9 protein-coding genes are annotated in these 15,548 nt (G+C 46.5%); 3 read left to right on the top strand and 6 right to left on the bottom strand.

What is annotated here, in order from left to right:
- Window positions 1-15: 15 nt before the first annotated feature.
- The gene (locus ON006_RS07160) at window positions 16-3,861 is read right to left on the bottom strand and encodes a PVC-type heme-binding CxxCH protein (protein ID WP_267609967.1); all 3,846 of its coding nucleotides are present in this window, start codon (window positions 3,859-3,861) and stop codon (window positions 16-18) included.
- Window positions 3,862-4,050: 189 nt separating this feature from the next.
- On the opposite strand from ON006_RS07160, the gene ON006_RS07155 reads away from it, so the two are divergent.
- Window positions 4,051-4,926 carry a hypothetical protein gene (locus ON006_RS07155; protein WP_244819164.1) on the top strand — a complete coding sequence of 292 codons (876 nt, stop codon included), beginning with the start codon at window positions 4,051-4,053 and terminating at the stop codon, window positions 4,924-4,926.
- Window positions 4,927-4,974: 48 nt separating this feature from the next.
- Here the strand turns inward: ON006_RS07155 and ON006_RS07150 are convergent, their stop codons facing one another.
- From ON006_RS07150 to ON006_RS07135, 4 genes are all read right to left on the bottom strand, one after another.
- The gene (locus ON006_RS07150) at window positions 4,975-5,883 is read right to left on the bottom strand and encodes a bestrophin family protein (protein WP_244819165.1); all 909 of its coding nucleotides are present in this window, start codon (window positions 5,881-5,883) and stop codon (window positions 4,975-4,977) included.
- A gap of 46 nt (window positions 5,884-5,929) precedes the next feature.
- Window positions 5,930-6,391, bottom strand: a complete 462-nt coding sequence (locus ON006_RS07145) for a hypothetical protein (protein ID WP_244819166.1) — start codon at window positions 6,389-6,391, stop codon at window positions 5,930-5,932.
- A gap of 148 nt (window positions 6,392-6,539) precedes the next feature.
- Window positions 6,540-7,910 (bottom strand): sensor histidine kinase, encoded by a 1,371-nt coding sequence (locus ON006_RS07140; RefSeq protein WP_244819167.1) that lies wholly within the window; start codon window positions 7,908-7,910, stop codon window positions 6,540-6,542.
- The gene (locus tag ON006_RS07135; RefSeq protein ID WP_244819168.1) at window positions 7,894-8,592 is read right to left on the bottom strand and encodes a response regulator transcription factor; all 699 of its coding nucleotides are present in this window, start codon (window positions 8,590-8,592) and stop codon (window positions 7,894-7,896) included. The genes ON006_RS07140 and ON006_RS07135 overlap by 17 nt, the downstream gene beginning before the upstream one ends.
- Window positions 8,593-8,754: 162 nt before the next feature.
- Here ON006_RS07135 and ON006_RS07130 point away from each other — a divergent pair, with 162 nt between their 5' ends.
- Window positions 8,755-12,435, top strand: a complete 3,681-nt coding sequence (locus tag ON006_RS07130) for a BamA/TamA family outer membrane protein (protein WP_244819169.1) — start codon at window positions 8,755-8,757, stop codon at window positions 12,433-12,435.
- A gap of 106 nt (window positions 12,436-12,541) precedes the next feature.
- Here ON006_RS07130 and ON006_RS07125 read toward each other — a convergent pair whose 3' ends face one another.
- Window positions 12,542-12,802: a hypothetical protein gene (locus tag ON006_RS07125; RefSeq protein WP_244819170.1), complete on the bottom strand. Its 261-nt coding sequence runs from the start codon at window positions 12,800-12,802 to the stop codon at window positions 12,542-12,544.
- Between the two features lie 622 nt (window positions 12,803-13,424).
- Between ON006_RS07125 and ON006_RS07120 the strand changes: the two genes are divergently transcribed.
- Window positions 13,425-15,548 (top strand): type IA DNA topoisomerase, encoded by a 2,124-nt coding sequence (locus ON006_RS07120; protein WP_244819171.1) that lies wholly within the window; start codon window positions 13,425-13,427, stop codon window positions 15,546-15,548.

Raw genomic sequence — 15,548 nt, 5'->3', positions numbered from 1 at the left:
TTTTATACTATATTCTTACTTCTTAGGCATTTCCACCTGGGTCGAAGTTCGTAGGTAGGCCACCAGCTCGCTTACCTCCCTGTCACTCAGCGATTCCAGTAGTCCGGAAGGCATCATGGAAGCCGGGGTTACCTCCCGCGTCTGGATATCGGATTTATTGATCGCTACCGCGTCCTGCCCCACGATCCTGAGCGTTACCTGCCGGTCGGTTTCCTTTGCAATATTGCCTACATATGTACGGCCGTCACGCGTGGTAACCACTACCATTTTATAGTCGTCCTGTATTTCGCCGCTCGGGTCAAGAATGTTGCCGAGCAAATAATCCAGGTTAGCACGGTTGGACCCGGTGAGCTCAGGGCCGATAATGCCGCCTTCTCCATATAATTTGTGACAGGGAGCACAGGTTTTCTGGAACACCATCCGGCCATGGCTTTTGCTCGCCTCTGCAACGGTTTTGTCAGTGAGCAGGCCTTTGTACTTTTTATACGCTTTTTCGTCGAACGCCACATGATCGATCGGCCCCCATACTTCCACAAAGCCACTTCCGACCACACGGCGCAATTGCCGCGCGACATAAGTAGGCACGTCTTTTTTTGGAATTACATTTTTGGAAATAGCCTGGGTAAGCTGCCAACCCGATTTGGAGCGGGAAGCCAATGTCTGAATGGCTTCTGATTTTTCCGCCGCATTGAATTTGGGATAGTTCTCGATCAGCAATTTGGCAAGTGGCTCATGATCATATCCCGCCGCCGCCCGGATCGCGTCTAGCCGCAGATCATCGTCATTGAGTAGCTTCGGGAGTTCAGCTAGCAGTTCGGGCCGCTGACGACCTGCAAGCGAGCGCAATGCTTTGGTACGCTGGTCAACCGGGGCATTTTTGTTGGCAAGAGCCGTCAGGTCACTTTTTGCAGCCTCGGTATCACCGAATTGTCGTGATAATTCCAATGCCAGTGCCGCCGTATTTTTGTCCGACTGTTTCAATTTAGTGTAAACCGCATTCCAGTTGGACGGGGTTTTAATGTCTGTTCGTCCTTCCAATCCATCGCGCATTCCTTCCAGCAAATTCATCCGGTTAACAGGCGCTTTCCCGATCGCAGCTACCAATGTCGGAAGCTGGTCCGCATCCACAACCCGCCGGGCAATGAATTGAGTAAGCATCGGAATTTTAATTTTTGAAGCCAGTTCCAACGCTTTGGACGGATTTTCTTTCACCAGTGGCTCAATGCCATACCAAACCATTTTGGGAATATTATGATCTTCGGTGTCCTCTGCATGTGTTACCAGACCGGCAGCGACATTCCATTTCGCCAATGCATCCATACGTTGCAAGGCAGAGGCCAGATACAATCTCACCACCGGCGACGCGTCTTTAACAGCCATTTCGGTGAATTTTAAAACAGCTTCCTGTGACGGCTTTTCATCTTCACACAAAAACTGAACTGCCCAGGCACGCACATACTGGTCCTGGTCATTCAATGCGGCCAGCAATGCTTTCTGATCCAGATTTTGCGTTACCTGCAAAGCCCACATCGCCCGCAAACGATAATCTGCATTGGCATTTGACTTATAAATATTGGTTAGCTTATCCAGTGCTGTCTGATCCATTTTCCCTTTCGCTATCCTGTTCTGCAGTATCAGCCTGGCGCGGCGGGCGTGCCACTCGCTTTTGCTGGTTTGCAGGTCTGCCAGTTGTAAATCGGTCATTTTGTTTAGATCCTCATACCGTCCCTTCCAGTTTTCCGCCATTGAATTTTTGGGCGTAATCCTGAAAATCCTCCCGGTTTCAGAATTCAGTACGTCCGAGCCGCATATGTCAGCATCATGCCAGTCGAGTACATATAATGCTCCCTCGGGCCCTACTTCCATGCTAAATCCAACCCATTGTGCATTGTTGGCCATCATAAAATCATCCCCATGCTTGCCACTGAAACCTGATCCTTTTGGCACCAGAATGTCTGACAGAATGCCGTGCTCATGAATGTTAGCCATGAAAATCTTCCCTTTTTCGGACTCAGGAAATGCATCGGATAAGTACACCCTCGCCCCGCCGTGCGCTGACCTGTGCGTATGATCTGCAATGGTTTTAATGTCATTATAAACGTAAGGATTGAAATGCTGGCCGCCTTGCCGGTGGTAAATCCCGCCCGGTATTACATGCCACAAATGCGGAATGACGCAAGCCGTAATCAGCAGCTGTCCTTTGGCATCGTAGTCAATGCCCCAGGGATTACTGAACCCGTGAGCAACGACTTCAAACCTGTTTTTGGTAGGATGGTACCGCCAGACACCGCCATTGATGTCTACACCGTCCTCCACTTTCATATCCTCGGGAAAAGGATCTTTATGCTTATAAATCTTGCCTTTACCAATCGGCTTACCCACTTTTGACGGTGTTGCAAAACCTTGCAATCCGTAAAGCCAGCCATCCGGCCCCCAGTGAAAGCTGTTCAATGTCTCATGCCTGTCACGTATCCCCCAGCCTGTCAGCCGCACTTCTATTTGATCTGTATCAGCCTTATCGTCACCATTTTTATCTGGTACAAAAAGCAGGTTAGGTGGCGCCCCGATGAAAACGCCATCGAACCCAACCGCCAGCGCGGACGGGAATGCGATACCTTCCATAAATACCTTCTTACTGTCTGCCACGCCGTCATGATCAGTGTCCTCCAGGATCAGGATCCGGCTTTCGCCTGAGTTGGAAAAACCCTTGCCCCGCGACTCATAATCCTTATTCTCAGCGATCCACATCCTTCCGCGGTCGTCCCAGCAAAACGCCATAGGCTGGGTCATCATCGGTTCAGAAGCCCAGGCATTGACCTGAAAACCGTTTTTGATGGTCATAGCAGCCACTGCCTCCTGCGCACTCAAAAATTTGGCTTCCCTACCCTCTTTCTGGGCGATCGCCCAAAGAGCAGCTGTGTTATAAGTGCCATTGTTACCAATAAATTCTCCAAAGGTTTTATTCAGCTCCACGTCACTAAGCTCACCGCTGTAAATCACCAGTTCATGCTTAATGACTTCGGTTTCGCCTTTTTTGATGTGCCAGTCGCCTTTGCGCGCGCTCGCCGGGCCTGCTCCGAGCTGGCCGTCCACACGCCAGGTTTGCGGATAACCCTTGTTTTCGGGATGATCCAGGATAGCAATGTGGGCCAGATCATTTCTGCCTTCCACCTGCATGCCAATATCCACCCACATCGCTGCCTGCCCCTCCGCCTTTTCATTTTTTTGTCTGGCGGCGTTTACTACCTCGCCTTTGATGCCTTCTTTCCAAGGCATTCGCACAAACAAGCCGCCGTAATCGTATTTCCCGATCGTTACCTCAGCTTTTGCTTCCCCATTCCATTCCAGGTCCAGCAGATACTTGCCATCTTTTTGCCGCATTGACCAGTTTTGCGTCTCGGTCAGCACGGCAGTTCCCGTAGAGTCCAGCAGGTCGTAAACGGTCTGCCATTTCACTTCGGTACCTTTTGCTTCAATGACTTTGGCTGACACCCTGCGCCAGTAATCTCCATCGGGATGGTGAAAATAATCCCTGCCATTAACCCTGGTGTATCCCCAATAAATTCCGGTTTGATGTTTATGATGCCCCGGGCTGTACTCAGTCAGTACGCCTTTACCGTCGGGTGCAACAATGGGGTGGAGATATGGGCGGAAATTGGCCTTTGCATTTTGTGTTAAAATAGGCTTACTTTCATTACCCCTGAAAATGCTGATTGTCTCTTCTTTTTCGTTCTGGACAATGCGCAGAGGCACTTCGTCCGGGACGGGCGACTTGGTGTTCCGTTCGGTTTGCCGGAAATCATAACCGAAATATAACAACAGGAAAATGACTAAAAGCGGAGCGGACCTGACGATATTCATACTGTTTCTGATAATGGTTTGATCAGATTATGTGCATTTCTGAGGATTATATTATGGTTAGAATAAGTAGGAACCGTTCCGGAAATACTCACAAATAGTAAATGTGTCCGGCAGTCGATGAAGATTAGGACTTTTGGAAAAGATTTTTTTAAATTTATATAGAAGCAGCCCGGTCAAAAATTCTAAAAAATGACTCCTGTCAAACTCATTATACTCTTCATCATCATTACCATGATGCAACATCATGGAATCATTTATCGCACCGGGAAAAGAAACTCCGCCAGATTGGGCAGAGAGGCGTTAAAGGATGCTATCCAACCCAGAAGCAGTAATTTGAATGGCTCCTGGCGGCTTAAGGAGGTAAACGATTCAGACCCGATAATGACCGGACAGGCGCCCGTCGAATTTGAAACGCCGCCCAAAAATCAGGACTTGTTAATGTCTTTTTTTCAAGACGGGACATTTACCCAGATCAAAGACAATGGGGAGTATAGCTTTGGCAAATGGTCTTACGACAGTCTCACGGAATCTGTTTTTCTAACTTCCAATAAAAAGACAGAAGAGATCCAGGCCGCGTTTGGAGTAAATGTCAACGGACTGCGAATGCTCACTTTTGAATTTTCACAGGACAATTCAATCTCGTTGGTTGAAAATGCCAGAAAAACCGAAAAATTTAAGGAGGACCCATTTTATTCTGAAAACAACAAATGGCGGCTCAAACCAACCCAGCATGAGAATGAGCGGCAGGTCCGGGACAGGCTAAAAAATTACATCCTGCATAATATTTGTATTCTCAAAGCAGCAAATGCCAGAGAACAGGCATACGTTTCCAAGGAGTTTTCGCAGGGGATCATTAAATTCTATAATGTCGGGATTGGTGTCGTGGAGCGGAAACAGATACCCCAGTCGTGGATAGACAGCTTTTATTCCAGAGAGGATGCGATGGAAGCTTACGGTATTTTTGAAGATTATCTGCGTTACGGAGACCATAAAAAACACGCGACCGGAAACTGGGTACGCGACGATTCCAACATTCTGACCGACATTCACAATGGTCTGAAATAGTAATTGCCGCAGACTGTTACATCCGCGGCAATTTTACTGAACCTTAATTTACAGAATATAAAATTTGTCCGCCTCAAAGGCCATCGGTACTTGCTGATCCTGCATCATTTGTTTCAAATCCCGCTCAATATTTCTGGAAATGGACAGCATAGGCGTATCGGTCGGCTTGTTTTCAAATGGGTCCTGCAAATGAATCGCCATTTTCTCGATCAGAAAAAAGCAAGCTGTGATCACGATCAGTACCGGCACCATCAGAAATCCAAACAGGTCAACCAGGCCAAATGGCAGCAGTATGATAAAGAAATGCAGCGCCAGATGAATGTACAGACTATAAGTCGCCGGAAACACCGTGTTTTTGATCCGCTCCGCCTTCCCCATCGAGTCGCATAGTCGCGTGATCGTGCGATCGATCTCTACTTGTTGATAAGGATTAATCCAGCCTTGTTTCAATGCATTGTTCAGGTCCCTCGCGTGCAGCTGCATCAGCCCCACATGCTTATTGTCATAGTCTTTCACAAACTCAAATTCGTCTTCGGAAACAAATTTTCGGATCAGCGGCATCGGGTCGTCCCGGCGTAATCCCTTTCCAAGTGCATAACACCAGGCGATCTGTCTTTTGATCATACGGTGTTTAAAAGCCTCAATATGGTCCGGTTCAAAAGGGCTCTCCATCAGTGAAAGGACCTGACGGGCCAGCGTACGGGAATCATTCACAATGGCTCCCCAGATAATACGTGCCTCCCACCAGCGGTCGTAGGCCTGGTTAGACCGGAAAGCCAGCAAAAGTGATATAATCGTCCCCAATACCGTCTGCACGGTCAGGGGAATAGAAATATTTGTAATGTGAAAGTTCTGGTAAATGACCTCAATCGCAAATCCATAGATGGTCACAAACAGGATTTCATATTTGATCTTACCGAAAATGTATCGGATCGGAATGTTCTTTTTTAATAGCATAATCTTAGTTTGTTGGTCGCGTGAGTATATTTCAGGCTTGTATTAATCATAGAAAACTATCCGATCCGGACAGTTCCGATACCCTGATCAGGTCAGCATTCAGCAGAGGAAGGCCTGCTTTTTTGATCACTGGGAGCGCGTCCAGGCTGCTTTTGCTGAGCTTGGGGACACCATACTTTTCGGAGTAGGCAATGCAATCCGCTTCATTGGCTTCGAGAAAATTTTTGAACGAGGCCAGCTTATTACCATAGTAAAAGGCAATGCGGACGCTTTTCAGTTTGGGATCATAACATCCTTTCAAAACCCTGCATTCGCGCCAGAACGCTTCGGGCACCAATTCGTATTCTTTTTCCCGGTAATTTGAAAAAAGAAGGTCCTGAATGTCGTCTGTTACATGAAACAAGTGCGTAAAAACTAGACGTACCTCTTCTGTGGAGTCTCTCAAAATTGCCTCGGCTATCTGTACTGACTCGGGGCTAAAATCACTGGGAACCATGACCGTTTTCATTTTTCTATCGTTTTGATTAACAATGCTTTTTATCAAAAATTTGATAATGCAAGGTTACGGCAGAGAGATTAGCACGGACTAAAAGCCGGGTTATAATACAGTGAGAGAGTCATTAAAATGAGATAAGAATATTAAGATCTGATAAGAATCAATGGTAGCGGATCGGTAGCTGTACGCTGAAACTGGTACCTTCGCCGACCTTACTGAGTACATGGATACTTCCCCGGTGCATGCGGATAATGTTGTTGGCCAAAGGCAATCCAATGCCATATCCTTTGTACTTGACTGTGTTGGAGGCGCGGAAAAACGGTACGAAGATCTGCCCGATTTCTTTGTCGGGAATACCAATCCCGTGGTCAATGATATCGATGGTCATATGGATCTGATTTGCGCTGATCTGAATGTCAACAGGCTTGTTATCAGAGTATTTGCAGCTATTGAGAACAATGTTTGTCAACGCCGCTTTCAGAAGCGTTTCATTGCCGTTAAGGCTAAGTTTTTCGTCGTCCTCAGGCAAGTTATCAAAATCAATTTTAATGTGATTCCCCGGCATGATCATATCGGCGGCTTCCTTTACAGACAGGATCAGCTCATCGATTCTCAAAACGCCCCACTGCTCTTTTTTACCGTCAAAACCCGTTTGGGCCAGACTTAACATACTGTTAGTGAGATGTTCCAGTTTTTCAGCTTCGCGAAGAATGGTTGTAAATGAGTCCCTGGCCGCTTGTGGTATATCTGAAATGGCAAGCCCCAGCTGCGCTTCACCGCTGATCACCGTAAGCGGTGTCCTGAACTCGTGGGAGGCATTACTGACGAAATTATTCTGTATTTCAAATGTAATTTCCAGCCGGTCCAGCATGTCGTTGAATGTACTGGACAGGTCCGCAACCTCGTCCTGGCTGCCTGCCGTAACAAGCCTCTGATGCAGATTATGGGCATTAATGCCTTTTACATTTCGGATAATACGCCGTATCGGGTTAAAAACCTGGGCTGAAAACAATTTTCCAAACGTGAAAACAAAGATCATGGAGATAAGAAATCCGATGAGCAGCAGATTTTTAAGATTGTCCATTTCCGCCAGTCCGAAAAGGTCCACCGCCGAAGAAATGATCAACAGCTTCTGGCTGCCATTGCTGACCGCAAGGCCAACATAAGAAGTATCGCCCCTGAAAAACCGCGTGGGAGTACCCGCAGCAATGTCGGTGTAAAATGATTCGGCTAGCTGCAATTTCTTTTTAAAATGCCGGGTCTTGACCGAATCTCCGCTCCAAATTACGCGGTGCTTTTCAAAAGGCAGATCGCCAAGGTGCTTTTCCTTAAAGTCATAATACATCGATGTTTTTGACTTGTTCTCTTCCGCTGCCGCGTGGCCGACAATGTCCGAGCGAACTTCCAGCCGGTGAAAAAAGCTCTCCGCAATGCTCTCCGAGGCGAAAATGTATATAAAAATGCTGAGCGCAAGGATAATGGCCGCCGAAAGGACCGTGAAGATCGCGGCAATTTTATTTTGAATCTTCATATGCCTCCCGGATTACATATCCCATCCCAAAAACCGTATGTATCAGCTTGACGGGATGATTTTTATTGATTTTTTTCCGCAGATAGTTAATGTAAACATCCACGACATTGGTACCCAGATTGAAATTGATATCCCACACATTTTCAAGGATCTCCATCCGGTTCAAAACTCTGTTGGTATTTTCGAGCAGATATTCCAGCAGCCTGAATTCGGTTGCTGTGAGGTCAATCAGCTGCCCGTTGCGTTTAACTGTTTTCGTTACCTTATCCAATATAAGGTCTCCCAGTACCAGCATATCCTGATTTTTTTCCTTATCCGGCTCTTTGCCCCGGCGGGTCAGCGTTCGCAAACGGGCTTCCAGCTCAGCCAGCTTGAATGGCTTGGTCATATAATCGTCCGCGCCAGCATCCAGGCCGGAAACGATATTTTCCGTCGTGCCCAGCGCGGTCAGCATCAATATAGGTGTCTTAGACTGGGCATGCCGCAAGCGTCTGCACACTTCCATACCGTTGATGACGGGTATCATCAGGTCAAGAATGATAATGTCAAAGATGTGTCGAAGGGCCATTTCCAGGCCGGATTGGCCATCCATAGCTACCGTAATCTCGTGCCCCGAGGCAGAAAGGCTTCTTTGAATGAGTGAAATAACATTGGGTTCGTCTTCGATGAGCAAAAGCTTCATGCGGGCACTATTTTAAAATACATTGACTAAGATTCCATTGGAATTAACGCTAAAAAACCTCATTATAATTCATATATACAACATTCAGCGTTAATCTGGCCTTTACAAGTGTCCAAAATCGTGCTACCTTGTAAAATCATTCAACGTTTAAATTCCGGGACTTTGCAAAAACATTTACACACGACGTCCACGTTTGCCATTCCACTTCTAGGAGCTTTCTCGGCCTTTTTAGCTGTGATCTTATTCGCATTTCAGGCCCGGTCGGCAGATCTGAAAGTAGTTCTCACCGGAAACACGGCTGATTTTAAAAATCCTGACGAGCTATTCAGTTTGATGGACCAATACCTGGCCGGTAACCCGGGACAGGTGCTTTGGGTGCTGAATGGAGACATTTTTCCGGATTCGTATTCCAATGAGCAAATCAGCAACTGGAAAATTAAAGCAAATAGCATTCTCGACCGCGCACCCCAGCTGCAAATCCTGCTCAATCAGGGCGACCAGGACTGGCAGGATTCCGGCCGCGACGGCTGGAAGAAAGTGGAGGCGCTTGAAAAAACATTAAAACAGCATAAGCATAACCGATTTCATGTTTTCATTGAGCGTGGCTGCCCAGGCCCGTGGACATTCTCCTTGCCCACGCTGGAAATCGTCATTATTAATTCCCAATGGTGGAATCACCCGCATGAAAAACCGATCCCCTCCTCCGATGTTTGCTCGATAGCGGACACCGATAATTTTATTGAAGAACTGGAAGGGACACTGGACGAAGTAAATGACAAGAACGTGATGGTACTCTCCCATTTTCCGCTCGAATCATTGGGAAATTACGGAGGCAGGTTTGCCGCTTCCTCCTATTTGTTTCCGCCGCTTGTGGGCAATGCAATGGTAGCGTTCCGGCAAAATGTAGGAACACGAAAAGACATTATCAACGAGCAGTTTGACGCATTCCGTTACAAATTGGATGGCGTTTTGCAAGACTACTCTTCCCTGATCTTCGCTTCGGGTCATGAGCATAATCAGTCCATTGTCAAAAAAGGGGAGAATTTTTATATCAACAGCGGAGCACCTGCCTCTGGTCACTATGCTGCCAGAAGCAAAAAAGCAGCACTGACCTCCTCCAAAAGTGGTTTTATTGAAATTACCTACCAGGAAAACGGGGCTGTTGCCTATCAGCATTTCGTGATCAATGATAACAAACTGGAAAAAGCGCATAGCGACATTTTAATGCAATCGGCCTGTGAAAATGGAGGTTTGGGTGTTAAAAACACATTGTTTCAGCCTTGCAAAAATAGCATCAGCCCTTCCAGCAAGATGGATGTAGCCTCCCGTAACGATACCATTGTTGCCGGCGGGGGCGAATATGCGAGCAAAAACTTCAAGGAAACCTGGCTTGGCAAACACTACCGGGATTCTTGGACCAAGCCGGTAAAAGTCCCCTTCCTGGACATGGACACCACCTTTCAAGGTCTTATCATCAATGGTAAAGGGGGCGGCAGACAAACGACTTCACTTAAACTGGTCGCCGGGAATGGCAAGGAATATGTGTTCCGGTCGGTCGATAAAGACCCTTTCCGCGCACTCAGCTATGAGTTGAGAGGTACCATTGTTTCTCAGGTTTTAAAAGACCAGACCTCGACCCAGCAGCCTTATGGTGCATTGGCCGTAGCGCCTCTGTTAGACAAAATTGGCATCCTTCACGCTTCGCCAGAATTGTTTGTTTTACCCAAAGACAACAAGCTCGGAACCTTCAAGGAAGATTACGGAAACCTGTTCGGAATGCTGGAAGAGCGACCGACGGATAAAATTGAAAAGGATAAAATTTTTGGCGGTGCCAAAGACATTGAAAAAAGCTTCAAACTCTTTGGAAAATTGTATCACGATCACGACAACCGCGTAGATCGTCACGAATTTGCCCGTGCACGTATGTTCGATTTGTGGATAGGAGATTGGAGCAAACATGAAGACAATTGGAAATGGGCGGGGTATAAGGACAAAGATGGTGAACTTTTCAGGCCCATTCCCAGAGACCGCGATCACGCGTTTTCAAGGTGGGACGGCATAATTCCATGGCTCGCCGACCGCGAATGGGGAATGCCAAACGGAGAGAACTTTGGGGAGAGGATTGCCGGGCTTCGCAGCCTGATGTGGCAGGCGCGGCACCTGGACCGCTTTGTAGGAAACGAGCTTTCCAAAACTGAATGGGTCAATGCTGCTAAGGAGATTCAGAATGCCGTTTCGGAGGCAGATATCGCAGCGGCAGTGAATCAAATGCCCGCTGAGATCTATGTAAAAGACGGACAAGAAATTGAGCGAAAACTAAAAATCCGCATTAAAGACCTGCAAACCTATGCAGCTCAGTATTACGAAATGCTGGCCAGGGAGGTGGATGTGGTAGGCTCCAATAAAGCGGAGTACTTTAAGGTTAAACGCATGCCCGACGGCTCAGTGGAGGTAACTGTGTATGATGTCAGTAAAGAAAACAAACAGGCTGACCTTTCCAGAATTTACTATCACAGAACCTTTTATCCCAATGAAACCCGTGAAATCAGGTTGTTCGGTTTACTTGGTGATGATGTGTTCGATATCGAAGGAGAAGCACCCAAATCGATCCTGGTGCGTGTGATCAGTGGTGGCGGGGACGATTCGGTTACAGACCATTCCGATGTCAAAGGTGGCAGACCTGCAACCTTGGTCTATGAAAAAGGCGAGAATACCGCCATGGACCTGGGAAGCGAAGGACGCAATGTAAAACCGAAGGATGAGCATTTGTACGAATACAACAGGAATGCATTCAAGTACAATACTTATATGCCAATTGGGCTGATCACCTATAACCCATTCACCGGAGTCGCTTTGCACGGCGGGGTGACCTTCACCCGTCAACGCTTTTCAAAACCTGATTTCTCGTCCAAGCATGCGTTCAAAGCCTCTGTCAGCATCAAGGGCAACTACGAATTCAGCTACGCGAACCAGTTTCGGCAGCTGATCGGTAAATGGGACGGGATTTCTCAAATCATGATTTCCAGACCATTGAACTATAACTTTTTCTTTGGCATTGGCAACGATACCAGGAAAAACAATGACGCGCCTAAAAATTACTACCGTACCCAATACAATTCAGTGTCAGTTTCTGCCGGGGCGCAACGCCAGTTCTGGAAGCAAAGCAAAATAGAGCTGACCGCGAACTACGAAATAGACGAGGGCATTAAAAGAAATAACAGCTACCTGTTTGACAATCCTGACATTTTCGGGGTAAAAAAACTTAATCTGCTCTATGCAAAAGGGATTTTAAACCTTGATTTTCGGGACAGGGCATCATTAGCAGAAAAAGGCTTCATGGTACAGCTGACCCAACACGTGGGCCATATATCCAAGTCAGAGGACAAGGTATTTTCAATTTCCGAGCTGGAACTGGAACAGTATGCTTCCACACGTACCAAAAACCCGCTCACATTCGGACTGCGACTTGGCGGAGGCGTCACCAAAGGTCAGCTGCCTTTTTACAAGCTCTTCTCCATCGGACAATTGAATGACCTGGGAGGTTACAAAAGAAACCGGTTTACAGGCGAATCCAAGGCATTCCTGAACACCGAGCTGCGCTACCAGCTGACCGAAACAAAAAACACGTTCATCCCATTGAAGATCGGGATCAGGGGCTTTTATGATGTAGGCCGTGTCTGGGCGGAATCAGACCCTTCGAGTGCCCGCTACTGGCATCAGGGTTATGGTGGTGGCTTTTATGTTACTCCGTTCCGCGAACAGTTCGCCTTCAATGTCAGCGCGGGAACCTCCAAAGAAGAATCACTGCTATTGATGATCTCGATTGGAAGCTTTTTTAGGTAGGTAGTTCTGGTCAATAAAAGTTAATGCACAAAAAAAGAGGAGAAATGAATTCTCCTCTTTTTAATTCTAATTGGCAACAAAACCTTCTAACTAAGGTTTCTTTAAATTACTTCGTAGTGTTACTTTTCAACTGAAGTCCTACGATAGCTGCTTTCTGTGTTGCGCTGTGTTTATTGGTGTCATTTGTAGCTTTTGCGTTTTGTGGAGCAGGAGTTTCCAAAACTGGAAGCGCTGCGGGTAACGCGTTGTTCAAAACTGCAACCTTAACTTTCTCTTCAACTTTATATGTGGAGTTATTCGTATTGGCATAAGCGGCGCTAGTGATTGCCATCAAGGCTACAACTAACATGTTTTTTGCATTTTTCATTGGTAATAGTGTTTACTGTTTGTTTCTTGTTCTAGTATCTAATTCTGGTACAAATATACTACAATATTCTGAATACAAACGTTCAGTGCAACAACAAACAAAACTATCTATGGCAAAACAGGGTCAAAAATCGACAAAACGAGGTTAAAAATTGATTAAATAAAATGGTATTATTTAAAGATTGAAAATTTAAATGTCACTTATTTTTTCAATTTGTCGCCTAAAAAAATTCTGTGTCGGTAAAGCACCTTATTACCTTGTTACTGTTACCGAACAAAGGCTATTATTAAATTTCACAAAAAGCATTGAAATCCAAATAATATTCTGAGTGCACTATACCAATAGGCAAATTCGCCGAATATTTCCCTCAGAAATGTCACGCGGCTCAAAAAAAAATTTAAAAATTTTTTCTCAAAAACTTAAAATATTGAGTATCCGGTCAATTTCAGCTGTTTTTTGCAGCATCGTGGACGCTCGTACAGGTTATATCAGCCACCCAATTGGCAAAATCCGGTGCGATAGTTTCAATAAAAATCATAAACTTTGCCAACCTCAGTGAACGTAAAACCAGGTAATCGGAAGCAGAGCCAATCACTGAGCATTGCCGTTTGTAAAGAATAATATGAAAGTTTGTATTGCTGAAAAGCCAAGTGTGGCAAAAGACATAGCGAATGTAATCGGGGCTAATCAGCGCAAGGACGGTTATTATGAAGGCAACGGATATCAGGTTACCTGGACATTCGGGCATTTCTGCACTCTGAAAGAACCGCACGATTATACCGAAAGATGGAAATCGTGGCGGCTGGAAGACCTCCCGATGATCCCATCGAGCTTCGGCATTAAACTCATAGACAATGCGGGCGCGGTCAAACAGTTTGGCGTGATCGAACATTTGATACAGGCGTGCGAGGAGGTTATCAATTGCGGGGATGCGGGCCAGGAAGGTGAGCTGATCCAGCGGTGGGTTTTATTGAAAGCCAAATGCTCGGTACCGGTAAAGCGGCTTTGGATTTCGTCGCTTACCGAACAGGCGATCCGTGACGGCTTTGAAAAACTAAAAGACAGCGAGCAATACAACAATCTTTATGCAGCCGGCAGCGCCAGGGCAATCGGTGACTGGCTATTGGGAATGAATGCTACGCGCCTGTTCACCAAAAAATTCGGGCAGGGTAAGGTAGTGCTCTCGATAGGGCGCGTGCAAACCCCTACCCTGGCCCTCATCGTCCAGCGCCAGAAGGAGATTGACGCGTTCGTTTCTGAGGAGTACTGGGAGCTGAAAACCATTTACCGGGAAACAGAATTCACCGCAACCATTGACCGGATGCGAAGCGCGGAAAAAGCCAATAAAGGACTGGCGTACCTGCTGCAACACGATTTTGAAATCACATCATTTGAGAAAAAAGAAGCCAAGGAAGGCAATCCAAGGCTTTTTGACCTAACCTCATTACAGGTAGAAGCCAACAAAAAATACGGTTATTCAGCGGAAGATACACTGAAACATATTCAGAACCTTTACGAGAAAAAGTTTGTGACCTACCCCAGGGTTGATACCACTTACCTTTCGGAGGATCTGCACCCCAAGATTGAGGGAATCATGCGGGAGCTGACCTACTACGCGCAATACACCGCGTCTATTCTGGAAAAACCTATTCCTAAATCCAAGACGGTATTTGATGATAAAAAAGTTACAGATCACCACGCCATTATCCCGACGGGTGTTTTGCCAAATCACATCAGCCAGGATGAAAAACGGATATATGACCTGATCGTTCGCCGGTTTATAGCCGCTTTTTACCCGGAATGTAAGGTTTCAAACACGACCGTTTTGGGGAAAGTGGGCCAGGTCGAATTTAAAGCTACCGGAAAACAAATCCTTGAACCGGGTTGGCGGGCGGTGTATGCCAATGACGCCAGTGCCAAAAAGGAAGCTGCCGACGAAGAAAAGGTGATGCCTAACTTTGAAGTGGGGGAAATCGGCCCGCACGAACCGCGTGTGCATCAGGGAAAAACCACTCCTCCAAAGGCCTACACTGAGGCGACTTTGCTACGGGCAATGGAAACCGCCGGAAGACAGGTTGAAGACGAGGAAATGCGTGAGCTACTCAAAGACAATGGAATAGGCAGGCCATCCACCCGCGCCAACATCATTGAAACGCTTTTCAAACGCAGGTATATAGAAAAAAAGAAGAAAAATATCTTCGCTACGCAAACCGGTATGGACCTGATTGACACGATCCAGAACGAGTTATTGAAAAGCGCGGAACTGACCGGAAACTGGGAGCGTAAACTCCGGCTGATCGAAAAAGGCGAGTACGGGATGGAAACTTTTAAACAAGAGTTGATCCAGATGGTTGTAGACCTGACCCAGGAAGTAAAAAGCAACCGTACGCGCGCGATCACCATCGCAGAAGAAGTAGTAGTGGTTGAAAAAGAAGAAAAAGCAAAAAAAGAGCCCAAACCCAAAGAGCCAAAAGAAGAGATCGCAATAGAGACCCTCACTTGCCCCAAATGCAAGCAGCATTTGCTCAAAAAAGGCAAAACTGCTTACGGCTGCGCCAACTTTCAGGCATGCGGGTTTAAGATACCATTCGAGTTTTTAGGCAAAAAACTAACTGACAAGCATGTCTTCGACCTGCTTAGCAAAGGCAAAACCACCAAAATAAAGGGGCTACAAATTCCAGGAAACCCCGAAGCCATTGACGCCAAACTTGTCATGAATGGTGATTTCAATTTCGAAGTTGGTTAA

This window comes from Dyadobacter pollutisoli (assembly GCF_026625565.1).
Taxonomy (GTDB): domain Bacteria; phylum Bacteroidota; class Bacteroidia; order Cytophagales; family Spirosomataceae; genus Dyadobacter; species Dyadobacter pollutisoli.
Note: the sequence above shows the minus strand (reverse complement) of the source record. Positions and strands in the feature narration are given on the sequence as shown.

Coding starts and splice junctions, on each gene's coding strand:
- ON006_RS07160 (WP_267609967.1), bottom strand. CDS start 3,861: ATGAATATCGTCAGGTCCGCTCCGCTTTTAGTCATTTTCCTGTTGTTA.
- ON006_RS07155 (WP_244819164.1), top strand. CDS start 4,051: ATGACTCCTGTCAAACTCATTATACTCTTCATCATCATTACCATGATG.
- ON006_RS07150 (WP_244819165.1), bottom strand. CDS start 5,883: ATGCTATTAAAAAAGAACATTCCGATCCGATACATTTTCGGTAAGATC.
- ON006_RS07145 (WP_244819166.1), bottom strand. CDS start 6,391: ATGAAAACGGTCATGGTTCCCAGTGATTTTAGCCCCGAGTCAGTACAG.
- ON006_RS07140 (WP_244819167.1), bottom strand. CDS start 7,910: ATGAAGATTCAAAATAAAATTGCCGCGATCTTCACGGTCCTTTCGGCG.
- ON006_RS07135 (WP_244819168.1), bottom strand. CDS start 8,592: ATGAAGCTTTTGCTCATCGAAGACGAACCCAATGTTATTTCACTCATT.
- ON006_RS07125 (WP_244819170.1), bottom strand. CDS start 12,802: ATGAAAAATGCAAAAAACATGTTAGTTGTAGCCTTGATGGCAATCACT.
- ON006_RS07120 (WP_244819171.1), top strand. CDS start 13,425: ATGAAAGTTTGTATTGCTGAAAAGCCAAGTGTGGCAAAAGACATAGCG.